Source organism: Streptomyces roseus, assembly GCF_001044425.1.
In the GTDB taxonomy this organism is placed as follows: domain Bacteria; phylum Actinomycetota; class Actinomycetes; order Streptomycetales; family Streptomycetaceae; genus Streptomyces; species Streptomyces roseus.
Genome location: NZ_LFML01000060.1, coordinates 79,571 through 100,587, shown reverse-complemented (window position 1 = coordinate 100,587; position 21,017 = coordinate 79,571). Strand labels below are relative to the sequence as shown.

At 72.5% G+C, this 21,017-nt stretch carries 24 protein-coding genes; 15 read left to right on the top strand and 9 right to left on the bottom strand.

Going from position 1 to position 21,017, the window contains the following annotated elements; genetic code table 11:
* Positions 1-487 precede the first annotated feature (487 nt).
* The 3 genes from ACS04_RS40425 to ACS04_RS16010 form a co-directional block, all read right to left on the bottom strand.
* Entirely contained in the window at positions 488-559 is a 72-nt protein-coding gene (locus tag ACS04_RS40425) for a putative leader peptide (RefSeq protein ID WP_425337821.1), read from the bottom strand.
* A gap of 200 nt (positions 560-759) precedes the next feature.
* Entirely contained in the window at positions 760-1,218 is a 459-nt protein-coding gene (locus tag ACS04_RS16015; protein WP_048477268.1) for an RrF2 family transcriptional regulator, read from the bottom strand.
* 105 nt (positions 1,219-1,323) lie between these two features.
* Positions 1,324-2,523, bottom strand: a complete 1,200-nt coding sequence (locus tag ACS04_RS16010; RefSeq protein WP_048477267.1) for an acyl-CoA dehydrogenase family protein — start codon at positions 2,521-2,523, stop codon at positions 1,324-1,326.
* Positions 2,524-2,863: 340 nt separating this feature from the next.
* Here ACS04_RS16010 and ACS04_RS40420 point away from each other — a divergent pair, with 340 nt between their 5' ends.
* Positions 2,864-2,947 (top strand): putative leader peptide, encoded by an 84-nt coding sequence (locus ACS04_RS40420; protein WP_382994621.1) that lies wholly within the window; start codon positions 2,864-2,866, stop codon positions 2,945-2,947.
* Between the two features lie 246 nt (positions 2,948-3,193).
* Positions 3,194-3,754 carry a winged helix-turn-helix domain-containing protein gene (locus ACS04_RS16005; RefSeq protein WP_048477266.1) on the top strand — a complete coding sequence of 187 codons (561 nt, stop codon included), beginning with the start codon at positions 3,194-3,196 and terminating at the stop codon, positions 3,752-3,754.
* 19 nt (positions 3,755-3,773) lie between these two features.
* On the opposite strand, the gene ACS04_RS16000 is transcribed toward ACS04_RS16005, so the two are convergent.
* Positions 3,774-4,376 (bottom strand): TIGR03086 family metal-binding protein, encoded by a 603-nt coding sequence (locus ACS04_RS16000; RefSeq protein ID WP_048477265.1) that lies wholly within the window; start codon positions 4,374-4,376, stop codon positions 3,774-3,776.
* A gap of 263 nt (positions 4,377-4,639) precedes the next feature.
* Here ACS04_RS16000 and ACS04_RS15995 point away from each other — a divergent pair, with 263 nt between their 5' ends.
* Positions 4,640-5,287 (top strand): dihydrofolate reductase family protein, encoded by a 648-nt coding sequence (locus tag ACS04_RS15995; protein ID WP_048477264.1) that lies wholly within the window; start codon positions 4,640-4,642, stop codon positions 5,285-5,287.
* 51 nt (positions 5,288-5,338) lie between these two features.
* Here the strand turns inward: ACS04_RS15995 and ACS04_RS15990 are convergent, their stop codons facing one another.
* Positions 5,339-6,196 carry a DMT family transporter gene (locus ACS04_RS15990; RefSeq protein WP_048477263.1) on the bottom strand — a complete coding sequence of 286 codons (858 nt, stop codon included), beginning with the start codon at positions 6,194-6,196 and terminating at the stop codon, positions 5,339-5,341.
* A gap of 68 nt (positions 6,197-6,264) precedes the next feature.
* On the opposite strand from ACS04_RS15990, the gene ACS04_RS15985 reads away from it, so the two are divergent.
* The 9 genes from ACS04_RS15985 to ACS04_RS15945 all read left to right on the top strand — a co-directional run bounded on the left by ACS04_RS15985 (position 6,265) and on the right by ACS04_RS15945 (position 12,938).
* Positions 6,265-7,113 (top strand): MurR/RpiR family transcriptional regulator, encoded by an 849-nt coding sequence (locus tag ACS04_RS15985; protein WP_048477262.1) that lies wholly within the window; start codon positions 6,265-6,267, stop codon positions 7,111-7,113.
* A 110-nt stretch (positions 7,114-7,223) separates the two neighbouring features.
* Positions 7,224-7,445, top strand: a complete 222-nt coding sequence (locus ACS04_RS15980) for a DUF7489 domain-containing protein (protein ID WP_048477261.1) — start codon at positions 7,224-7,226, stop codon at positions 7,443-7,445.
* A gap of 251 nt (positions 7,446-7,696) precedes the next feature.
* Entirely contained in the window at positions 7,697-8,290 is a 594-nt protein-coding gene (locus ACS04_RS15975) for a ribosome-inactivating family protein (RefSeq protein WP_048477260.1), read from the top strand.
* 146 nt (positions 8,291-8,436) lie between these two features.
* Positions 8,437-9,120, top strand: coding sequence for a hypothetical protein (locus ACS04_RS15970; RefSeq protein ID WP_107438619.1), 684 nt, complete (start codon positions 8,437-8,439; stop codon positions 9,118-9,120).
* Between the two features lie 192 nt (positions 9,121-9,312).
* A complete protein-coding gene (locus ACS04_RS15965) occupies positions 9,313-9,681 on the top strand; it encodes a hypothetical protein (RefSeq protein WP_048477259.1) in 369 nt (122 codons plus the stop codon).
* Positions 9,682-9,798: 117 nt separating this feature from the next.
* The gene (locus tag ACS04_RS15960) at positions 9,799-10,698 is read left to right on the top strand and encodes an NAD-dependent protein deacetylase (protein ID WP_048477258.1); all 900 of its coding nucleotides are present in this window, start codon (positions 9,799-9,801) and stop codon (positions 10,696-10,698) included.
* A 180-nt stretch (positions 10,699-10,878) separates the two neighbouring features.
* A complete protein-coding gene (locus ACS04_RS15955; protein ID WP_048477257.1) occupies positions 10,879-12,156 on the top strand; it encodes an MFS transporter in 1,278 nt (425 codons plus the stop codon).
* Between the two features lie 63 nt (positions 12,157-12,219).
* Positions 12,220-12,687 carry a MarR family winged helix-turn-helix transcriptional regulator gene (locus ACS04_RS15950; protein WP_053080793.1) on the top strand — a complete coding sequence of 156 codons (468 nt, stop codon included), beginning with the start codon at positions 12,220-12,222 and terminating at the stop codon, positions 12,685-12,687.
* On the top strand, positions 12,684-12,938 hold the full coding sequence (locus ACS04_RS15945) for an SRPBCC family protein (RefSeq protein WP_048477256.1): 255 nt from the start codon (positions 12,684-12,686) through the stop codon (positions 12,936-12,938). Before ACS04_RS15950 ends, ACS04_RS15945 begins: the two co-directional genes overlap by 4 nt.
* A 57-nt stretch (positions 12,939-12,995) precedes the next feature.
* Here the strand turns inward: ACS04_RS15945 and ACS04_RS15940 are convergent, their stop codons facing one another.
* Complete coding sequence (locus tag ACS04_RS15940; protein ID WP_053080792.1) at positions 12,996-14,108, bottom strand: C40 family peptidase; 1,113 nt, start codon at positions 14,106-14,108, stop codon at positions 12,996-12,998.
* A 235-nt stretch (positions 14,109-14,343) separates the two neighbouring features.
* Here ACS04_RS15940 and ACS04_RS15935 point away from each other — a divergent pair, with 235 nt between their 5' ends.
* Positions 14,344-15,309, top strand: coding sequence for an amidohydrolase family protein (locus ACS04_RS15935; RefSeq protein WP_048477255.1), 966 nt, complete (start codon positions 14,344-14,346; stop codon positions 15,307-15,309).
* A gap of 118 nt (positions 15,310-15,427) precedes the next feature.
* On the opposite strand, the gene ACS04_RS15930 is transcribed toward ACS04_RS15935, so the two are convergent.
* A complete protein-coding gene (locus ACS04_RS15930) occupies positions 15,428-16,207 on the bottom strand; it encodes an NAD(P)H-dependent oxidoreductase (RefSeq protein WP_048477254.1) in 780 nt (259 codons plus the stop codon).
* Between the two features lie 138 nt (positions 16,208-16,345).
* On the opposite strand from ACS04_RS15930, the gene ACS04_RS15925 reads away from it, so the two are divergent.
* Positions 16,346-17,194: a helix-turn-helix transcriptional regulator gene (locus ACS04_RS15925; protein WP_048477253.1), complete on the top strand. Its 849-nt coding sequence runs from the start codon at positions 16,346-16,348 to the stop codon at positions 17,192-17,194.
* Between the two features lie 36 nt (positions 17,195-17,230).
* On the opposite strand, the gene ACS04_RS15920 is transcribed toward ACS04_RS15925, so the two are convergent.
* Together ACS04_RS15920 and ACS04_RS15915 are read right to left on the bottom strand one after the other, a co-directional pair.
* The gene (locus ACS04_RS15920; protein ID WP_048477252.1) at positions 17,231-18,100 is read right to left on the bottom strand and encodes an MBL fold metallo-hydrolase; all 870 of its coding nucleotides are present in this window, start codon (positions 18,098-18,100) and stop codon (positions 17,231-17,233) included.
* 9 nt (positions 18,101-18,109) lie between these two features.
* On the bottom strand, positions 18,110-18,664 hold the full coding sequence (locus tag ACS04_RS15915) for a MarR family winged helix-turn-helix transcriptional regulator (protein ID WP_053080791.1): 555 nt from the start codon (positions 18,662-18,664) through the stop codon (positions 18,110-18,112).
* A gap of 139 nt (positions 18,665-18,803) precedes the next feature.
* Here ACS04_RS15915 and ACS04_RS15910 point away from each other — a divergent pair, with 139 nt between their 5' ends.
* Positions 18,804-20,957 carry an MMPL family transporter gene (locus tag ACS04_RS15910; RefSeq protein WP_158977303.1) on the top strand — a complete coding sequence of 718 codons (2,154 nt, stop codon included), beginning with the start codon at positions 18,804-18,806 and terminating at the stop codon, positions 20,955-20,957.
* The last annotated feature ends 60 nt before the right edge of the window (positions 20,958-21,017 follow it).

Here is a 21,017-nt window from a genome sequence, read left to right as displayed (position 1 = left end):
TCGGGCGCCGACAGCTTCTTGGCGCCGTCGGCCGCGACGTTCGCCTTCTTGGCGTCGTCCTTCTTCGCCTCGGAACCGTAACCGCAGGCGGTGAGCAGCAGGGGGAGCGTCGCGGTGACGGCGATGGCGCGCAGGATGGTGAGCGGTCTTGCGGCAGACACGGAGGTGTCCTTTCACGGGACGGTGTTCACGGACGTACCGAGGTACGGAACTGGGGAAGTGCAGGGGTGCAGGGGGTACGGAAGTGCGGGGTGAGGGGTACGTCGGGGCGAGCCGAGGTCATCGGCGCGCACGGCACCCGCCTCCGGCCTTGCCGGCGGCAGCTCGGTCGTGGCTGAGGAGTGGGCGGGATGCGGACACCGCGGATACGGGCGCCGCGGTCGTACGCCTGACACCCGCGCTCGAAAGCGCGCGGCCGGTGCGGCCGGCCCGGTGGGCGGCTCCGGTCGACCCGGGGGTACGTGGGGAACGCGCCCGGCGCAGGGCGTCAGCCGGACTGACAGATGGCGCTGGACGTACGTACGAGGTCGATGTGCCGACGGGAGGTCAGAGGCGGCACCCGGTCTGCGTGGTGCAGTTCTCGCACGGCCACCTCCTTCGATTCCTAGTTTTCCCACCTGGTTGGTAGGCATATTGGCAGAGCCGGGCAGCGGGCCCAAGAGGCTGACCGCATCGTGGACGCCACGATCTCACCATGCGAGAAATCGCAGGTGGGAAGGGGGAGGTGAAGATGGTGGAGCAGAAATCCGGGAGCAGGGATCAGGGATTGGTCCAGGCCCCGGGGGGATCGGCCAGGGCCGAGACGCCGGAGGGCAGCTCCGAGGCCGCGACGTCGGCGAGCGTCACACCGTCGAGGATCTCGCGCACATTGGCCCGCAGGGCGATCCACAGCGGAAGCAGCGACCGGGCGGGTCCGGTGTAGGACAGGTCCGGGGGGCGGACCCCGCGCACCGAGACGAGCGGTCCGTCCACGACGCGGATGACGTCCGCGATCGTGATGGACCCGGCCGGCTTGGCCAGGCGGTAGCCGCCGTTGCCGCCGCGCTGGCTGAGTACGAGACCGCCCCGGCGCATGTCGTTCAGGATGCCCTCGAGGAACTTGTGCGGGATGTCCTGGGCCGCGGCGATGGCTTCGGCCTTCACCGGCCCGTCGTCCTGCGACGCGGCAAGCTGCAGTGCGGCACGTACCGCGTAGTCCGCCCTGGCTGAGATCCGCATGGGGCCATTATCCGGCATCTGTACTGCTCCGGCCGCCGCCGACCACAGGGGCCGGGCGGCTGCTCGGCAGTGCGCCTGCGGGCCGGCGGGCCTGCGGGGCGCCGGTCAGCGGTAGGCCGCCGCCACCGCGCGCTGGGAACCGTTGAGGTAGTGCTCGCCGATGGAGCGCAGGCGGTGCGCCACCGGGCGGTGTGCCGTCAGGACCCGGGCGTTGCGCCAGAAGCGGTCCAGGCCGGGAGCGTCGGCCAGTTCCAGCACCCGCGCGGTGATGTGCAGGGCGGCCTTCGACATCACGGCCTCGGCCGTGGCGACCAGGGCCGCGACGCCCGCCGGTACGTCGGCGTCGAGGTGTGCGCCCGTGGCGAGGGCCTGCGCCATGACCTCCGTCGCCCGGTCGACCACGGCGTTGGCCGTCTGGGCGGCCGAGGCGAGTTCCCCGTACGTCAGGAAGAGGTCCGGGTCCTCCCCGGGCAGGCGGTGTGCGCGGCCGCCCATGCTGAGGTCGCGCGCCTCGGTGAGGGCGCCCTCGGCGATGCCCAGGCCGACGTGACACAGGGCGAGCCGCAGCGCCGGTTCGGCGAGTGCGGTGACGGGTGGGGTCGACTCCTCGTCGTGCGGCCGGCGGCCCAGTACCTGCTCCGGCGTGATGGCGACCCGGTCCAGGACGACCCGGCCCGCGCCGGCGACCCGCTGTCCGAGGCGGTCGTGGGAGGGTTCGACGATCAGGCCCCGCGCGCCGGCCGGTACCAGTACGACCAGGACCTCGCCGGTCGCGGCGCAGACGGCGTCCACCACGATCTGGTCGGCCGCGTCCACCGCCGTGTCCACGTACCGGTGTCCGTTCAGCACCTGGCCGGCGGGGCGCGGCCGCAGCGTGAGGTCCGGTCCCTCGGTGTCGCCGCCGGGCGCGGGGGTGCGGACGGCCCCGGTCCATAGCCAGCCCTCGCGCACCGACTGCTCTTCGAGGGCGGTGGCGAGCTCGTGGTCCGCGTAGAAGCGCCCGCTCCAGGCGTGTACGTAGTGACGGGCGAGCAGGTCGCCGACGGAGCTGTCCGCCGCGGCGATCTCCCGGATCACGGCGCAACCGGTACGCCAGTCCGCGCCGCGGTCGGGTCCGGGCGGGGTGAGGGCCGCCGGCAGGCCGGCCTCGCGGAGCCGGGCCGTCTCGTCGGTCGGCGGCTTGCCGGCCTGGTCCCGGGCGATGGCGTCCGCCGCGAGGTCGTCCGCCACATCGCGGGCGGTGCGCAGGAGCGCGCGGTGCCGCGCATCGGTGGAGGGGCGGCCGGCGAGGCTGGGGGTGGTCATGTCGGCTACTCCGGAGCGTAGTTGGGTGGCGGCCGGGCAGGGCGAGCACATCCCCACCTTTCCCATCGGATTGATAGAGATACTCGCCCGAAGCGACCTTCCCGACAAGGGTGTGACCGCATGATGGACAGTACGATCTCGGTATGAGAGACGCGGTCGATCAGTCTCGACGGGGTGGGATCGAGGCCCGTTCCACCATCAAGGCCCGCTTTGAGCAGGGGAGTTGGACATCGTTCCTTTTCTCGCGGCAGGGCCGCCCCATGCGGTTCGTCCGGCCATTTCCTACGCAACGAGTAGGGAAGTGTTGACGGGCATCCGCCGCGCACCTCAGGATGTGCCCATGTCCCCGTCGCAGCCGTTGCTCGTACGCCGCAGGCACGTTGACCTCCGTCGCGTCGCCAGCGCCGCCTGCCGCCCCTTCTAGGGCTTTTCGTCAGGGCATTTCCCCGATGCGCGCCGATGTTCCGGCGCCGCTTCCTCCGTGCGTCACGCCCGTCCCGTGACCCCGGCCCTCCAGGTCCAGTTCCAGGTCCAGGTCCTGATCGTGAGGGTCGCTCCGGCATGCGTCACGCCGACCCTCCCGGTCGACCCGGTCAACGGAACCGCCCTGCCCTGTCGTGCCCGAACACCCGGCATCCGTATCTCACTCCGCGCAGCCGAAGGGGCTCACATGACCACCGCAATCCCCGCACCCGCCGTCCGCCGTTCCCCCGCTCCCCGCCTCCAGCTGGTCGGTGACCGTACGCTCGCAGCCCCGGCCGCTCCTGGCGGCGGGGCCGATGGCGGCCGCGTCGGGTACCTCGTCTTCCTGCCGGCGGACGTGGACCCCGTCGCGCTGATGCAGGCGCACGGCATCCGCCCGGAGATTCATCCCCTCGGGCTCGGGCTGCCCCAGGCTCCCGAGCCGGGGCGGGCTCCGCAGGCCGACACCGGCGCGCTCGACGACGCGATCCGGGTGGACCGGGCGCGCCGGCTGGCCGAGGTCGACGGGCACGAACTGGACCTCACGTACCTGGAGTTCGACCTCCTGGCCCACTTCGTGGCCCACCCGTACACGGTGCACACGCGTGATTCCCTCATCACGGGCATCTGGGGTTACGGGCACATCGGCGACGGCCGTACGGTCGACGTCCACGTGGCCCGGCTGCGCCGCAAGCTCGGCCCCGCCCACCGGGACCGCATCTCCACCGTGCGCCGCGTCGGCTACAAGTACGTTCCCGACCACCGGTAGAGCGCCTCCGGCCGTCGCGTCAGGGAGGCGGCGCAGCCGTCCAGCGGGGATCGCGTCCGCTGAGCCCGATCGTCCGGTCGATGAGCGGGGCGTCCTCCGGTACGGGCACGACGGTTCCGAAGGCGCCCCCGCCGCGGTCCCCAGCCTCGGCGGCCTGCCGCAGGAAGGCGTGAGCGACGCGTAGCGCCGCGTCGTCGGGCGCGTACCCCTGACCGGTGGCCCTGGCCAGGTCCCAGCCGTGGACGACCAGTTCGTCGGCGGCCACCGCCAGCGCGATCTCGCCGGGCAGGTCCACGCCCCCGGCACGGGTCATGCCGGTCCGGGCGGCCGGTTCCCTCCAGGCCTCGGCCAGCTCGGTCAGGACCCGGGGCAGTTCCTCACGCCAGTCGGCGGGCAGGGAGGGCGCGCCGGTGCCCGGTGGCGTGTCCGTCGTGGGGCCCAGGTCCTTGCGGGCGGCGTCGCGGAAGGCGACGGCGAGGCCCGCGAGGTGGGCCAGCAGCTCGCGGACCCTGTACTGGGGGCACGGCGTCGGGTCGGCCAGCGCCGCGTCGGGGACGCCGCTCGCGAGCCGGGCCACGAGCCGGGCCTGCGGTCCGAGATCGATGGTCGTCGTGTCGGGCATGGTGTCGCTCCCTCCGGGGTACTGCGCCTGAAGGGTAGACCGGCGACGAGGCCCGGGCTCATCGCCGCGCGGGCACTGGTGGGCGGCCGTGTGGTCCCGACCGAGCGCCTCCCGCAGCGGATCTGCCCCCCCTCCGGCAGGGCCCGGATGTCCTCCGGCAGGGCCCGGATGCCCGTCGGCACCGGATTTCGTCGTGTCGATGAGTTCGCGGGCTTCCGCCGGTCTATCTCTTGACGGAGACAACCGACTCACCGGAGGAAGCCATGGGCCTCATCCACATCGAGATGTTCGCGACCCTCGACCTCGTCGGGCAGGCGCCCGGCGGCCCCGAGGAGGACCCGGCGGGATTCCCGTTCGGCGGATGGCAGGCGCCCCTGCTCGACGAGGTCAGCGGGGCGCAGGTCGGCGCCGCGTACGAGGGCACCGACGCCCTCCTGCTCGGCCGGCGAACCTACGACATCTTCGCCGCCTACTGGCCCCACCAGAAGGGCGGCGGCGAGGACGGCGACATCGCCACGCTCTTCAACAGCGTCCCGAAGTACGTGGCCTCGCGCGGCAAGCCCGACCTCTCGTGGGCCGGGTCCACGCAACTCGGCCCGGACCTCGCCGCCGCGGTGCGGGAGATCCGCGACCGGCACGAGAACGTGAAGGTCGTCGGCAGTCTGAACCTGGTGCAGAGCCTCCTGCGCGAGAAGCTCTTCGACCGCCTCGACCTCTGGGTGCACCCGATCCTGCTCGGCGTGGGCAAGAAGGTGTTCGACGGCGGCACGGTACCCACCAACGTCACCCTCCTCGAACCTCCGGCGGCCGGACCGAAGGGAACCGTCTTCCTCCGCTACGGGCTCGCCGACGGCACGCCCGCGACGGGGGACATGAGCGCTCCCGATCGAGGCGTCGGAAGCGGCGCCTGACCGGCCTCCCCGCACCCCGGACGCATTTCCCCGCCGGCGGCGCCGCATGCATTAGGCGCCGCCGGTGAACTGGAGTACGGCGATGCCGGCCAGGACGGCGGCACTCGCGGCGATGCGGCGGTGGCCGAGGCGTTCGCGGAACACGACCGCGCCGATCAGGGCGCCGAAGACGATGCTGGTCTCCCGCAGGGCGGCGATGGTGGCGAGGTCGCCGCGGGACTGTGCCCAGACGACGAGCCCGTACGCCAGGAGCGAGAGCAGTCCGCCGGCCAGGCCGCGGCCGTACAGCGGCCGGAGGGCGGCGAGCAGGTCGGGGCCCCGGCGGGCCCATGCGATCACCGGGAGGACCAGTCCCTGGCAGAGGAAGAGCCAGGCGATGTAGCCGAGGACGCTGCCCGAGACGCGGACGCCGCTGCCGTCGACGAGGGTGTAGGAGGCGATCATCATGCCGGTGCCGACCGCGGCGGCCAGCGCGGGGAGTTGGGCGCGGCCCGGGATCCCGTCGGCGAAGGCGAGAGCGGCCAGCCCGCACGAGACCACCCCGATGCCCACGGCCTGGCCCACGGGCAGGGAGTGGCCGAGGAAGGTGGCGGAGACCACGGCCACCACGACGGGCGAGGTGCCCCGGGCGGTCGGGTACATCTGGCCGAAGTCGCCCAGCTGGTAGGAGCGCAGCAGCAGGAGTTGGTACGCGACCTGCAGTGCGGCGGAGCAGGCGAGGTACGGCCAGGCCCGGGGGTCGGGCAGCGGGGCGAGGCAGACCAGCACGGCTCCGCACCCGGCGGAGGCGAGGCTGATGAGGGTGAAGCCGGCCAGCTTGTCGCGCAGACCGTGGGTGAGGCCGTTCCAGGTGGCGTGCAGCACCGCCGAGGCGAGGACGACGGCCGGCACGGCGGCCGCCCCCGTCATGGACGGCAGGTTTGCTGGCACGTTCGCTCCCGGGTCTATGGAATGGATTTCCTTGGTAGGTTAACTCCATGGAATTTGATTCCGCGACGAGGGATGGGCTCGCCGCCTACGTCCGGGCACGCCTGTCCGAGCTGCGCGACACCGAGGCGAGGGTGGCGCAGGTCGTCCTGGACAAAGGTGCGGAGCTGGTGCACCTCAGCGTCAGCGACGTCGCGGCGCTGGCCGGCACCGCGCCGTCCACGGTCGTACGGGCCTGCCAGCGGCTGGGGTTCCGCGGGTACCAGGAGCTGAAGATCGCCGCCGCCCGGCAGACCCCCGCCCAGGAGCCCTCCCGGGACCGGGACCCGGCCGCCCGGGCCCTGGCCGACACGATCCGTGCCGCCCGGGAGGCGCTGGACGGGGTGGCGGCGACGGTGACCCCGGAGCAACTGCAAGCGGCTGCCGCACTGTTCGACACGGCGACCCGGGTACTGGTCGTCGGCGCGGGACTGTCCGGCGCGGTGGCGCTGGACACCGCCTACCGGCTGCGCGCCCTGGGCTGCGCGGTAGACGCTCCGGCGGACCCGCTGACGGCGCAGTTGGCCGCCTCGCAGCTGACCTCCGCCGACGCCTGCCTGGCGATCAGCCATACGGGCGCGACGCGCAGCACGGTGGACGCCGCGCGGGGCGCGCGGCGGGCCGGAGCCTGTGTCGTCGCCCTGACGAGCTACGCCCGCTCGCCGCTGAGCGAGACCGCCGACCGCACCCTGGTCGCGGGCGGCCAGGACCTGGTGTTCGGACTCGAAACCGTCGCCAGCAGGCTGGCCCACCTCACCGTGATCGATGCCCTCACGCTCACCCTGCTGGGACTGCGCGGAGCGCCGGCCGAGGCGGCGCTGCGACTGTCGGCGGACGTCACCGTCGACCATGCGTACTGACGTCGGTCACCGGTGGGCCGCCGTCGCGGCTCCGGCATGACATTTGTACGGCCCGAGAGGGGATGGGCGGCCCTACCGGAGGTCCCGGCGTTCTCCTTAGGCTTCACGACATGTCGAACTCACACGAAATCGGACGTGACGACTCCTTCGAGGGCGTCGTGGTCAACCTGTCCAGGGGCATGCTCGACGGCTCGAACATGTACCACTTCGCCGAGATCCGCCTCGCCCAAGGCGAAACGGTCAAGGCCCGGATCGGCCGCACCCTCTGGAAGTCGATCGCAGTCGGTGACCGCATCGTCAAGCGCCCCGGCGAGGACCCCGTAAAGGGCTAGCCGCCCTCATCCGCCTTCACGCCCTCACCCGCCTTCGGCGGCCCTTCGGACCCGGGCGCCTATTTCTTAGCATCGGGGAACAAGTATGCGCCCGGCTGTCACCGGGGCGGCTACAAAGGATCGGACCGATCCGAAACCCTGCGATGGGGAGAATGCCGAAGGCGGTGGCTGCGTATGCGTGAACACAGCGGGATCGAACCGATGGCGGTCAGATCAATTCAGGGCAGGGGGAGTTCCGAGGATCTCCCCTGATGCGGCCGACTATGCTGAAACCCGTGTCGTTTTCCCCGGCGCACGCATCAGCTGACGAGTACCAGCTCCTGACCTCGACCATCCGGTCGAGGGCGGAGGATGCTCAGGGATTCTTCGGCGGGGCTTCGAGAAGGCCGGGGGAATTGGCGTACCTGCCCTTGCACATGCAGCTCCGGGGTTTGTCCATGGACCTCTACATCGAGCTCCGCCTGGAGAACGCCGGAATGCGCATGGTCGGATTCCGCAACACCCTGGAGAACGGCCAGGCTCCGAGGGAAGCGTCCGTCCGGCACGTGCGGGACTCCATTGCGCCACCCGGCATCCGCCGAAGTGAGGTACTGCCGTTCGGCGGAGCTCGCTCCGACCTGGAGACGGCTGCCGCGGTGAGGCGTCTGGGGATCTCGCTGGGACGTCGGCAACTGGGCAACGCGGTGACCTGGCTGCACCGGAACCGCGATCCGCAGTGCACCGCGCACGGCCTTCTCGTGCTGTCGGAAATGATCTGCGAGGCCGCCCGATATCCCGCCCTGGCCGATGCGATGTCGCGCATCTGGATGACCGGAGGACGACTGTCGGACGCGGCACCGGCCTGAACGCCGTCGAGCGGGCTCTGCCTGCGGAGAACCGGTTCATCGGAGCCCAGGACGGGGCGGGGCCCCGCCGCCAACGCCGTCTTCGTCCCGTACCCGCCGCCTGGGCCCTTGAGCAGGAAGGGGAGGCGCCATCCATCGATCGAGGAGTGTCAATGTCCCGAAAGCGGACCGTGAGTCTCAAGAAGAAGCTCGTGCTCTCCGTCGTCACGGGAGCCCTGGTGACGGGCGCAGTGGTCACGACCATGGCGACCGGCAACGCGGCCGCCCCCGACATCGTGTGCAAGGGGTCGACGGTGACCTTGTCGGGGGAGGGGGGTGCGCCGGCGGCGAGTAGTGGGACGTTTCCGGTGGGGACGAAGTTGAAGGTGACGAACCTGGACAACGGTCAGTCGACGACGGTGGCGGTGAACGGGCCGTCGGGTAGTTGCGTGCTGTTGAACAACTCGGCTTTCGACAAGGTGCGGGAGCCGGGCAAGAACCTGATCCGCCGGGCGCGCATCGAGCGCGTGGGTGGCGGTGGCGCAGCGGCCGGTGCGACGGGGGCGGCCGGTGCGAACGGTGTGAAGGTGCCGCCGGCCACCGGTGAAGTGGTGTGCAAGGGGTCGACGGTGACCTTGTCGGGGGAGGGGGGTGCGCCGGCGGCGAGTAGTGGGACGTTTCCGGTGGGGACGAAGTTGAAGGTGACGAACCTGGACAACGGTCAGTCGACGACGGTGGCGGTGAACGGGCCGTCGGGTAGTTGCGTGCTGTTGAACAACTCGGCTTTCGACAAGGTGCGGGAGCCGGGCAAGAACCTGATCCGCCGGGCGCGCATCGAGCGCGTCGACTGACCTGACGGAAGGCGTCGGCAGCACGGACAGGGCACCGGGCCCCGGCGGCCCGGGCCCGGCACCTGGCGACCGGAACGCGAGCGCACCCTGTCCTCGGCCGACCGAGGGCACGGTGCGTTCTCGCGGACCCGTCCCGCGACGGCGTCACCCGGTTCAGCCCCCGCCACGGCCGGCGCCGGTTACGCTCCGACGATGGAACGCGCAGAGGTTCTCAAGCGAGTCATCGGCATCCTCACCGAGTCCCAGGAGATCCGCCGGGCAGCCGAGGCCGGGGAGGGCGACGACACCCCGGAAACGGAAGCCGGGGTCGTCACCCAGCTGCTCAACGAGATGCTGCCCTCGATCAGCGTCCCCGCCGACGCCTCCCCCCAGCAGGTCGCCCGTCTCGTCGCGTCGGCCCTCGGCCCGGCCCTCCACACCATGGTCGCGGGCTTCAGCCTGGCCTTCACCAGCCTCGCCATGGCCCACGACGCCGGCCGCACGGACATCACCTCGATCGAGGTGCTCCAGGAACTCGCCCTGGAGGTGGAAGCGGGAACGTACGACGACGACGCCGACTAGAAGCGCCCTCCGGATCCACGCGTGCCCACCCCCGGCGCGGCCTCGGGGGCCCCGCGGCAGACCGCCCCGGCGCGCGGGCCGGGGCCGACGCGCCGGCGGTTGCGTACGCTTGCGGGTATGCGCATGCGCCCCACCCTGAGCTGGACGCCTCCCGTGGGCCTGCGGCCCGGCACCACCGATCCGGAGCCGGTCGCCGAGGCGCTGCGCGACGGCGGCGTGCTGGTGCTCAGCGGGGCGGGCCTGTCCACCGAGTCGGGCATCCCCGACTACCGGGGCAAGGGCGGGAGCCTGAGTCGGCACACCCCCATGACGTACCAGGAATTCACCGGCAGCGACCGGGCGCGACGCCGGTACTGGGCGCGCAGCCACCTCGGCTGGCGTACGTTCGGCCGGGCCCGGCCCAATGCCGGTCACCGCGCCGTGGCGGCGTTCGAGCGCCGGGGCCTGCTCTCGGGTGTGATCACCCAGAACGTGGACGGGCTGCACCAGGCCGCAGGCAGCGAAGGCGTGGTGGAACTCCACGGGAGTCTGGAGCGAGTCGTCTGCCTTTCCTGCGGCACCTTCGCCTCCCGCCGCGCCGTCGCCCGCGGGCTCGCGGAGGCCAATCCCGGATTCGAGCCCGTCGCCGCCGGACTGAACCCGGACGGTGACGCCGACCTCACCGACGCGCAGGTCGGCGATTTCCGCGTGGTGCCGTGCGCGCGGTGCGCCGGCGTCCTCAAGCCGGACGTGGTGTTCTTCGGCGAGTCCGTGCCGCCTGCGCGGGTCGTGCGCTGCCGTGAAATGGTCGATGGAGCACGCTCGCTCCTGGTCCTGGGATCCTCGCTCACCGTGATGTCGGGGCTCCGGTTCGTCCGGCAGGCGGCCCGCGCCGGAAAGCCCGTACTGATCGTCAACCACGACCCCACCCGCGGCGACGAGCACGCTCTCACCCGGGTCGCGCTCCCCTTGGGCCCGACCCTCACCGCCCTGGCCGACCGGCTGGACATCCCCGTCGGCGACCGGGCGGCAACCTGAGACGGCCCGGCCGGGCCGGGTGGTTCCGGGCCGTGCGCAGCCGCGCCCCGTCGACCCGCATCGGGCCCAAGTCCTCGGCCGGCAGGGGCGGTCGCTCCCGTACCGAGGTGCATGACGCCCCGCCCGGCGCGTCGGAGCGCTGCACTAGAGTGCTCGCTGCGCCGAGCACTGGGGGAGATCATGAAGACCGTCGCGGAGCCATCGCGGGACGCCGACGCACCGTGGCGGACCGGGGCCTTCCAGCGGTTTGCCGCGGCCACCCTCATCTCGGCGACAGGGGCCGCGATGGCCCCCCTCGCGCTGGCGTACTCCGTCATCGAGCAGGGCGGCGGAGCCGGATCCCTCGGTTTGGTCCTCGCCACGACCACCGTCCCCACGATCGTGTTCCTGCTCGTAGGCGGCCTCTTCGCCGACCGCCTGTCCCGCAGCCTGCTCCTGTTCCTCGGCAACCTGCTGGCCGCCGGTGCGCAGGGTGTGCTGGCCGTCACCGTCGCCACCGGACACGCGACGACCACGTCCATCGCGGCGTGCGGCTTCGTCTCGGGAACGGCGGCGTCGTTCATCGTGCCGGCCGCGCAGGGCGCCGTCGCGCAGATCGTTCCCGAGGAGCACTTGCAGCAGGCCAACGCGTTGCTCAGGCTCCCGGGCAACGCGGTGAGGGTGCTGGGGCCGGTCGTCGGCGGATTCGTCGTCGCCGCGAGCGGCGCGGCGTGGGCACTGGCCTGGGACGCGTGCACGTTCGTGATCGCGGCCGCCCTGCTCCTCGGCTTGCGCCTGGAGGCTCCGGCCCCTGCGCCCGGCGGCATCCTGGCCGATCTGCGGGCGGGCTGGACGGGATTCTGGTCCCGAACCTGGCTGTGGACCTACACGGCCGCCGGCACGGTTCTCGTCGCCGCGTGGCTGGCGGGCTTCCAGCTTCTCGGCCCCCTCGTGGCCGCGCGGCAGTACGCGGGAGCGCGCGACTGGGGTCTGATCCAGGCGGCCTTCGCCTGCGGGCTGCTGGCGGGAACCCTCGTGTGCCTCCGCTGGAAGGCGTACCGGCTGCTCGCGGTCGCGGTGGCCACGGGGGGTGCCCTCGCGCTCCCCCTGACCGCCATGGCCTGGAGCATGCCCCTGCCCGTCGTCCTCGTGGCCGCCTTGCTGGCGGGCGTCGGACTCGACATCGCGGTCGTTGCCTGGAACACCGCCTTCCAACAGCACGTGCCCGCCGCGGAGCAGGGCCGCATGAGTGCGTTCAACGGCGTCGGCGAGCGCCTCGCCATCCCTCTCGGCTACCTCGTCACCGCCTTCGCGGCCGACTCGTGGAGCAGCCAGGGAACGCTCCTGGCCTGCGCCGGCGTGGTCGTCCTCGTGACCGTGCTCAACCTCTGCGTCCCGGACGTACACCGCGTCAACCGGCTCACGCCGGGAAGCCGGTCGGCGGCGGTGGCCGAGGACCGTGAGGTGGAGCAGGCGTAGAAGGCGCCCAAAGCCGTCGATTGATGCTTTGACAACGATTGCCTAGTCATCAATGGTGGAGGGGTGACAGCAACTTCCAGCGGTCTGCGCGACCACCTCGGCTACTGGATCCGGCGCCTCTCCGACGAGGTGCACGGTCGGTTCGAGCGGCAGCTCGCCTCCCATGACGTGACGGTCGCCCAGTGGGCGGTCCTGATCACCGTCTACCGAGGCGACGCCGTGACCACCCGGGAGGTGGGCCGGTACGTCAACGTGGACGCCGGAGCCGTCTCGCGCCTGGTCGACCGCCTGGTCGCCAAGGGGCTGATGACGCGCGAACCGGATCCCGCGTCCCGTCGCAGCCTGCGCCTGACCCTCACCCCCACCGGGCGTGATCTCGTCCCCCGGCTCGCGGAGATCGCGGACGCCAACGACGCCCACTTCTTCTCCGCCCTCGGCCCCGACCGGCGACAGCAGCTGGAGGAATGGGTGAAACGCCTGGTCGACGAGGTCCACCCGGATTCCCCCGACACCCCGAAGGTTCCCTCATGAGCAACTCCGACACCCCCGCCCGGTCGGTGACCAAGACCGTCACCCTTGGCCGGCCGGCCGCCGAAGCCTTCGCCCACCTCTCCGACGCCGCCAACTGGCCCGCCTGGGCCGTGGTCGGCATCCAGGCGATCGAACCCGCGCCCGAGGAGGGCTGGTGGCTGATGACCACGCCCCAGGGACAGGCCAGGCTGCGCATCCGTGGCAATGCCGAGCTGGGGATGTTGAAGAAGGTCCTGGAAACCGGCGCGTGACCACACGTGTGGTCGCACGTGTGATCACATCGCGACCGGCTCTGCGGGAACGCCGCGTCAGCGGGTCAGGAACCGGGTGGCGCCCACGTAGACGCGCCCGGTGGAACCGATGGGCTCCTCCCGGACCGGGTCCCCGGTACGAGGCGAGTTGATCATCATGGGTTCGCCGTTCCTCGTCTCCGTGTAGATGCCGACGTGGGTGACCGCGGTGCCGCTGGCGGGGCGGAAGGCGACGATGTCGCCGGGCCTGAGGTCCTGCGTACCGGTGATCCGCACCCCCGCTGCCGAGCCGGCGGGAACCTGCCCGCCACCCGCGTCGAACTGCGGCTGGGCGTCCCGGGGGATCGTCACGCCGAGGGCGGAGTACACCTGGCCGGTGAGACCGGAGCAGTCGTAGCCGAATCCGGAGGTTCCCGACCACAGGTACGGCAGCCCGAGGAAGGCGCGTGCCGCGGCGACGACGTCCGCGCCGCTCGGTGCGGCCGGCACCCTCGCCAGGTCGCCGGCCCGGAAGAACAGCCGGCCGCCACTGGGGGAGAAGGCGGTGACGACTCCGGGCAGCGGACCGGACTTCACCGGGAAGGCGGTGTTGTACGAGTACTCGCCCGCCTGCCCGGATTCGCCGCCCGCCCGCGCGGCCTGGGCGGTGGCGTAACCCCTGGCCGTGGGGCGGGCAACGCGCTCCTCGTGCGTACCGCCGGGCGCGCGCCGGTGCTCCGAGGTGAGTTGCCGGTCGGGAATCCAGCCGGGGTAGGCGCCCCGCCCCGCCTCGTCCCTGGGAGTGGGCTGCCCGTCCACCCATACGTGGTCCCAGAGCAGACCTCCCTGCCACAGGGTGCGGTCGACGGTCACGCGGGTGCCGTGGAGGGCCTGCGTCTCCCCGGCCACGTCACGCCGTTCGTCGAGGGACATGCCGGCCAGCCAGCCCCGGATGTCGACGGGATCGGTGGTCGCCGGAGCGTCCACGGGTCGGACCTGCTCGGGGCTCACCCAGACCTGAGCGACCGTCACATCGACGTAACAGGTCGGGGCACCCCGGCAGGGGCGGCCGGCGGAGGACGAGGAGGGGAGGATGGCGGCGGTGGGGGCCGCGGGGACTGCGGCGGCCGGAGTGGCGAGGGCCAGGAGCATCGCGGCGGCGGCCGTCAGGACGGTCTTCACGGAATACATGCGTCGATCCTGTCCAGGGCGACGGGGCCGTGAACCCCGACGGGCCGGCCGCCGAGATCTGACCGAGCGTACGCGGAGGTCGCCTGCGGCCGCCGGTTCCGAGCGCGCCGCCGCGGAGTTGACAGGCGAAGGCCCCGCCCCGGGAGCGGCCGCCCCGCGCGGCCTTATGGTCCACGCGAAGCCCGCGAACGGCGAAGGCTTCGCCGGTACCCGTCCTCACGCCAGGAGCCTCCGCATGTCCGCACCCACCGGTCTGATCGACGTCCACCACCACGCCATTCCGCCCTTCTACGCCGACGCCCTCGGCGACCGGAAGGCCATCCCCGGCGTGGACTACCCGACGTGGACCCCCGAGCAGAGCCTGGAGGTCATGGACGCCCACGGCATCGCCGCCGCGGTCCTGTCCGTCACCGCCCCCGGTGTCACCTTCCTCGACGGCCCGGACGCCTCGAAGCTGGCCCGCCGCGTCAACGAGTACTTCGCCGAGCTGGTCCGCGAGCACCCCACCCGCTTCGGCGCCTTCGCGATCCTGCCCCTGCCCGACGTGACAGCAGCACGCGAGGAGCTCCGCTACGCGCTCGACGTGCTCGGCCTCGACGGCGTCGGCGTCCTGACCTCGTACGGCCACCGCTACCTCGGCGACCCCGAGTTCGAGCCCCTCTTCGCGGAGGTCGCCGAGCGCGGGGCGGCCGTCCACGTCCACCCGGCCGCCCCGCCCAGCCGCGACCTGGCCACCTTCGACCTGCCGGTCTCCCTCTACGAGTTCACCTTCGAGACGACCCGCACCGCGGCCAGCCTGCTCTTCAACGGCGTCCTCGACCGCCTGCCCGACCTGAAGATGATCCTCTCGCACGCCGGCGGCACCCTCCCGTTCCTGGCCCGCCGCCTCACCTACGGCACCACCATCGGCGCCTACCTCGAGGGCCGTGCCCCCAAGGACGTCATCGGGACCCTCGGCCGTCTCCACTACGACATCGCGATGTCCGCCAACGACTTCGCGCTCCCCGCCCTGAGCCGCCTCACGGGCACGGACCACATCCTCTACGGCAGCGACTACCCCTTCATGCCCGCCGCCCACACCACCGAGAACACCAACGGCTTCGCCGAGTTCGACGGCTGGACGGATGCCGAGCGCGCCGAGATCGGCCGCACCAACGCCCTGCGCCTCCTGCCCGCCCTGGCCGCCCGGCTCACCGCCTGAGAACCCGTCCGGTGTCGCAGGCCGCGCCGGTCGGTGACGGCCTGACCGTGCCATGCGGTCGTCGCTCCCGGCGGGCGCGCCCCTGATGGGCGCGCCCCCGGCGGGCCCGTCCCGCGGGTCAGCCGCGTACGTGCAGCGCGAAGCCCGTGCGGCCCGCGGGCTCCAGTCCCCGCTTCAGGTGCAGCGAGGGGATCTCGTAGTCGCCGAAGTTCTGCCGCCGGAACGCGATCGGCTCGGTCGACTCCAGCGTCAGCAGGCGCTGTTCCCAGGCTGCGGCGACGTCCGGATAGCCGGCCCCGGTCAAGCGGTCCGCACCGTACAGCACGAACGGGGGCAGTACCTCGATGCCCGGGTAGTAGAGGATGCCGTGGTGGATCGGGAACAGCAGGTCGTCGATGGGGCCGTTGATCCCGCGGGCGCCGTAATGCGGTTCGGGGCCGCCGACGGTCACCGACAGCAGCGCCCTCCTTCCGGCGAGGGTGCCTTCGCCGAAGCGTTCGCCGTACCGCGTGTCGCTGTGCTCGCCGACGCCGTAGGCGAAGCGGTAGGTGAAGACCCGGTCGACCCAGCCCTTGAGGATCGCGGGCATCGTGTACCACCACAACGGGAACTGGAAGACGATCGTGTCGGCCCACAGCAGCTTCGCCTGCTCGGCGAGGACGTCCGGGGTGAGCGTCCCGGCGTCGAAGGCCCGGCCCGAGTCCCGGGCGACCTGGAGCGGACTCGATGCGTGGGGGCCGTAGTCCGGGGCGTCCACGACCGCCTTCCAGCCCATCGCGTACAAGTCGCTCACCCGCACCTCGTGCCCGGCCTTCTCCAGCGTGGACACCGCCAGGTCCTTCAGCGAACCGTTGAGCGAGTCCGGCTCGGGGTGGGCGTAGACGATCAGCGTCTTCATGGGAACTCCTTCGGATCGGATGCCTTCGATCCTGGGCCCTGCGGAGCCCCGCGTTCAGGGACGGCCCCGCCGTAGGACGGGAGTTCCTGGTACTGGCAGGGCCACCTTCGCGGGCGCCGCCGACCCCATACTGGGGACATGGACGATCTTGCGGGCTACCTGCGGACACGGCGGTCCCGGGTCGATCCGGCGGCCGTCGGCATCCCCGTCGACAGCCGCCGCCGGGTCGAGGGGCTGCGCCGCGAAGAGGTCGCGCACCTGTCAGGCGTCAGCGTCGACTACTACGTACGCCTGGAGCAGGGGCGCGCGACCCAGCCCTCCGAGCAGGTCCTGGACGCGCTCGCCCGCGTCCTCGGCCTCGACGAGACCGAACGTGGGCACCTGGACCGGCTCGCCCGGCAGTGCCGCCGCCGGGCGAAGGCGCCGGGCGGGCGCGTCCGGCCGGAGCTGCTGCGCGTCCTCGGCCTGGTCGCCGGCGCACCCGCGCTGATCATGGATCACCGCATGGACGTGCTCGCGGGCAACCGGCTCGCCGGGCTGCTCTACGGCCGGCTGATCCCGGGCCTGAACACCGCCCGGCACCTCTTCCTGGAGGAGGCGGAGCGCGGCCTCTACGCGGAATGGGAGAGGTGCACGCTCGACGTGGTCGGACACCTGCGCCTGGCCGCCGGGAAGTACCCCGACGACCCCCGCCTCGCCTCGCTCATCGGCGAACTGGCGATGGGAAGCGAGCGCTTCCGCCTCCTCTGGGCCCGCGCGGACGTACGCGCTCGCACCCATGGCCCCAAGGCCTACCGGCACCCGCTGATCGGGCGACTGGAACTGCACCACGAGAACTTCGCCCTGCCGGACGAGTCGGGCATGGAGCTCGTGGTGCTGTCGGCGACCCCGGGCAGCCCCGCCGAGGACGGGCTGCGCCTGCTCGCGGGCCTGGGAGCGGACGGCGGCGCCGGCCCGTCCGAAGCCGACGCCCGCATCCGCGCGTAGCGGCCGGGCCCGGGGCCGGCCGCCGCCGGGAGCCGGTCAAGGCCGTGCGTCCCGGTACACGAGGACGAACTCCCCGTAGGGGTGGCTGCCGTGGCGGTCCGCCGTCTCGTCGAGGGCCCGGCGCAGGGTGTGCAGGTGCGCCGGGGTGAGCTGGAGCGGCGGTTCGTCCGGCTGGTACGTGGTGCCGCGGGGGTAGTCCTCGTCGGCCGTCGTGGTCATCTCGATGTGACAGCCGAGGACATGGCGGACGGGCCGGGTGGCGCAGAAGTCCAGCAGGCGGTCCACGGTGGCCGAATAGGCGGCCCGGTCCTCGATGTAGAGCCGCCCGGGATAGAGGGAGTCGCCGGTCAGCAGGAGACCCGTGTGGCGGTCGTGGAAGACCACCGCGGCCCGCTGGTGGCCGGGGCCGGGGATCACGTCGAGGACGCGGCCGCCCAGGTCCAGCGTGCCGGTGCGGTGCGGCCAGTCGGTGAGCTCGAACGCCGCCGTGACCTCGGCCAGTCCTGGTCCGACGACCGTGGTGAGGGGCCGGTCCGCGAACTGGGGATCCGCCGCGGTGTGGTCGCCGTGTCCGTGGGTGTGGGCGATCAGCAGCGAGTACCCGGGCCGCGGATGGCGCTCCAGCCACTCCGACACGAGCCGGTCGACCGTGTCCCGCAGGGGGAAGTGGGCCGGGTCGGCGCTCGCACCCGTGTCGAGGAGCAGCGCCCGGTCGTTGCCGAAGAGGAGGAAGAGGAACGGGGCTTCGTAGTGCACGGATTTGTTCTGGCGCAGCAGCACGGTGTGTTCGGAGTAGGCGTGGACCTGGATCTCCGGGGCCGGGTCGTGCTTCGGCGAGGGCCAGCCCGCGTGCCAGGCGACGTCGAGACTGCCGGACACCGGGGCACCCCTGAGAAAATCGATCACCCGTCCAACCTACCCTTCGGCATCGGGCGGGGGAGCGGGCCTACCGGTCCGCCCCGTCGGTCCTCCCGCGTCGGCCGGAGCCCGCTCACCGGTCCTGTCTGATCGCCGGCCCCGCAGCCCCTCCCGGGGAGCCAGGTAGGAGCGGTAGGCCTCCGCCACCTTGTGCAGGTAGCGGGAGGCGGCGGCTCGTTCGTCTTCGTCGAGGTCGCGCCCGGCATCCTGGATGAGCGACAGGAGCGGGGCGAGTTCGCCCATCACGTGTTCGAGGCCGCTGTCGGTGACGTCGAGGACCTGGCGGCGCCGGTCGCGGGGGTGCGGATCGCGGGTGAGGTGACCCTCGGCGACCAGGCGGTTGACCGACTGGGTGCCGGCGGCGCTGGTGACCCCGAGCCGGCGCGACAGCTCCACGGGGCCGATCGGCTCTCCGGCGGCCCTCGCCATCACCACGTGCTCCACCGCCTCGACGTTGGTCAGCGGCATCGCGAGGCGTTCGGCCAGTACGCCCCGTGCCAGTTGGGTGAGGGTCAGGACCTCCCGCAGGGCCTCGGAGAGCTCATCGCCCACCGGCGCGCCTCCCGGTCGCGTCGGCGGGTGTCCCCCGGAGGAGTGGGATGCCCCTGTGGTCTCAGGGAGGTGTTGCGCCATGGCCAGGATTCTGCCACGGTGGAAATCGCTAAGCTACTTAACGAAAAGAGTGCGTTCCGTGTCCCGTACGCAGACCGGCCGTCCCCCACGACCCGCTCCCGCCGCCACGGCGGGTGCCCCCGGCGGGCCCAGGCATCCTCGCCGCACCGCCTGGCTCGTCCTGCTGCTGACCGTGCTCGGGCTGGCGGCGGCCTTCACCCTCGGCCCCGGCGACGCCACGACCACCCAGGCCACCGGAACGTCACTGCCGGCCTCCGCGCAGTCGGCCAGGGTGGCAGAGGCCCTCAAGTCCTTCCCCCAGGGCGCGGCCGCCCCCGCGATCGTGGTCTACAGCAACAAGGACGGCGCTCCGCTCGGCGAAGCCCAGCAGCGACTGATCATCGAACGCTCCGCACGGCTCGGGGCGTTGGGACTCGTCCCGCAGGCGGCCCGGCCGCAATGGGTGGACGGAAAGGTCGCCACCGTCGCCGTCGTGCTGCCCACGGGCGCGGGTGACGGCGAGAACTCCGCGGCCGTCGACCGGGTCCGCAAGACCGCCTCCGACGGGCTCGCCGCCCCTCTCCAGGCACAGGTCACCGGCGGACCGGCCTTCCGCGCCGACATCGCCAAGGTGTTCGAAGGAGCCGACGGAACCCTGCTCTTCGCCACCGCCTCGGTGGTCGCCCTGCTCCTCCTGGTCACGTACCGCAGCCCCGTCCTGTGGCTCGTACCCCTCCTCGTCGTGGGCGCAGGCGACCGGGTGGCAGGCATCCTGGTCGGCGTCCTCGCCCCCCACGCCGGCGTCGAGGTCGACGCCTCCGCGGCGGGCATCCTCTCCGTCCTGGTCTTCGGAGCGGGCACCAACTACGCCCTGCTGCTGGTCTCCCGCTACCGCGACGAACTCCACCTGACCGACGACCGCTTCACCGCCATGGCCCGGGCCTGGCGCGGGACGGCGCCCGCGGTCCTGGCCAGCGGCACCACCGTGGTCCTCAGCCTGCTCACCCTGCTGACGGCCCAGCTCACCGGAAACCGGGGCCTGGGCTTCGCCGGCGCGGTCGGCATCCTGACCGCCATGCTCTTCGGCCTCGTCGTGCTGCCCGCAGCCCTCGTCCTGCCGGGACGATGGCTCTTCTGGCCCCTGGTCCCCAGGACCGGAGACCCCGTCACCGCCGACCGCGGCGGCCTGTGGGCCCGTATCGGACAGGGAGTCGCCAAACGGCCCGCACAGGTGGCCGTCGCCGGGACCGCCGTACTCCTCGCCCTCGCCGCCGGCACGCTCGCCCTGCGCACCGGACTCGCCCAGGACGACTCCTTCCGCAAGACCCCCGAAGCCGTCCTCGGGCAGCGCACCCTCGCGGCCGTCCAACCCGCCGGGGCCGCGGCCCCCCTCACCCTCGTCTCCTCACCCGGCACCCGCGACCTGGTGGCCGACGCCGCCCGCCGGGTCCCCGGAGTCGCCTCCGTCACCGCCGGCCCCGCGACCGCCCGCTACGCGCGGGCGGACGTCGTCCTGACCGCGGCGCCCGGCACCGACGCCTCCGACCGGGCCATCGAGCGGCTGCGCGACACCGTCGCCGCCGTGCCCGGAGCCGACGCCCTCGTGGGAGGCGAGAGCGCCGAGGCCTACGACACCGCACAGGCCAACGCCCGCGACACCAGGGTCGTCGTCCCGCTCGTGCTGGCCATCGTCTTCCTCGTCCTGGTCGCCCTGCTGCGGGCACTCGTCGCCCCGCTGCTGCTCGTCGCGACCGTCATCACCTCCTACTTCGCCGCCCTCGGAGCCGGCTGGATCCTCTTCCGCACCGTCTACGACTTCCCGGCCCTCGACACCAACGTCGCGCTCCTGTCGTTCCTGTTCCTGGTCGCGCTCGGAGTGGACTACAACATCTTCCTCATCGCCCGCACCAGGGAGGACACCCTCGCGGGCCACGACACCCGCAAGGCCGTCCTGCGGGCCCTCGCCTCGACCGGCGGCGTCATCACCAGCGCCGGCATCCTCCTCGCCGCCGTCTTCGCCGTCCTCGGCGTCCTGCCCCTCATCACCCTCACCCAGATCGGTGTGATCGTCGGCATCGGCGTCCTCCTCGACACGCTCCTCGTACGCACCGTCCTCGTCCCGGCCCTCGTCCTCCTCACCGGGCGCCGCTTCTGGTGGCCCGGCCACCCCGAAACGGCTCGTCCCGACAAGACGGCGCCGCAGCGCACCGGTACCGGGGCCGCCGCCCCGTGACGGCGGCGGGTTCGGCGGCCGTGACCGCGCCGGGTCATGGCCGCCCGCCGGACCATCGGC

Excerpts from the sequence above, each read along its gene's own strand:
- ACS04_RS15935 (WP_048477255.1), top strand. The coding sequence starts at position 14,344 with ATGTCCGCACCCACCGGTCTGATCGACGTCCACCACCACGCCATTCCG.
- ACS04_RS15965 (WP_048477259.1), top strand. The coding sequence starts at position 9,313 with ATGGAACGCGCAGAGGTTCTCAAGCGAGTCATCGGCATCCTCACCGAG.
- ACS04_RS15955 (WP_048477257.1), top strand. The coding sequence starts at position 10,879 with ATGAAGACCGTCGCGGAGCCATCGCGGGACGCCGACGCACCGTGGCGG.
- ACS04_RS16000 (WP_048477265.1), bottom strand. The coding sequence starts at position 4,376 with ATGCCCGACACGACGACCATCGATCTCGGACCGCAGGCCCGGCTCGTG.
- ACS04_RS15930 (WP_048477254.1), bottom strand. The coding sequence starts at position 16,207 with ATGAAGACGCTGATCGTCTACGCCCACCCCGAGCCGGACTCGCTCAAC.
- ACS04_RS15945 (WP_048477256.1), top strand. The coding sequence starts at position 12,684 with ATGAGCAACTCCGACACCCCCGCCCGGTCGGTGACCAAGACCGTCACC.
- ACS04_RS15960 (WP_048477258.1), top strand. The coding sequence starts at position 9,799 with ATGCGCATGCGCCCCACCCTGAGCTGGACGCCTCCCGTGGGCCTGCGG.
- ACS04_RS15940 (WP_053080792.1), bottom strand. The coding sequence starts at position 14,108 with ATGTATTCCGTGAAGACCGTCCTGACGGCCGCCGCCGCGATGCTCCTG.
- ACS04_RS15985 (WP_048477262.1), top strand. The coding sequence starts at position 6,265 with ATGGAATTTGATTCCGCGACGAGGGATGGGCTCGCCGCCTACGTCCGG.
- ACS04_RS16015 (WP_048477268.1), bottom strand. The coding sequence starts at position 1,218 with ATGCGGATCTCAGCCAGGGCGGACTACGCGGTACGTGCCGCACTGCAG.
- ACS04_RS15990 (WP_048477263.1), bottom strand. The coding sequence starts at position 6,196 with ATGACGGGGGCGGCCGCCGTGCCGGCCGTCGTCCTCGCCTCGGCGGTG.
- ACS04_RS15925 (WP_048477253.1), top strand. The coding sequence starts at position 16,346 with ATGGACGATCTTGCGGGCTACCTGCGGACACGGCGGTCCCGGGTCGAT.
- ACS04_RS15995 (WP_048477264.1), top strand. The coding sequence starts at position 4,640 with ATGGGCCTCATCCACATCGAGATGTTCGCGACCCTCGACCTCGTCGGG.
- ACS04_RS16010 (WP_048477267.1), bottom strand. The coding sequence starts at position 2,523 with ATGACCACCCCCAGCCTCGCCGGCCGCCCCTCCACCGATGCGCGGCAC.
- ACS04_RS16005 (WP_048477266.1), top strand. The coding sequence starts at position 3,194 with ATGACCACCGCAATCCCCGCACCCGCCGTCCGCCGTTCCCCCGCTCCC.
- ACS04_RS15975 (WP_048477260.1), top strand. The coding sequence starts at position 7,697 with ATGCGGCCGACTATGCTGAAACCCGTGTCGTTTTCCCCGGCGCACGCA.
- ACS04_RS40420 (WP_382994621.1), top strand. The coding sequence starts at position 2,864 with ATGTCCCCGTCGCAGCCGTTGCTCGTACGCCGCAGGCACGTTGACCTC.
- ACS04_RS15980 (WP_048477261.1), top strand. The coding sequence starts at position 7,224 with ATGTCGAACTCACACGAAATCGGACGTGACGACTCCTTCGAGGGCGTC.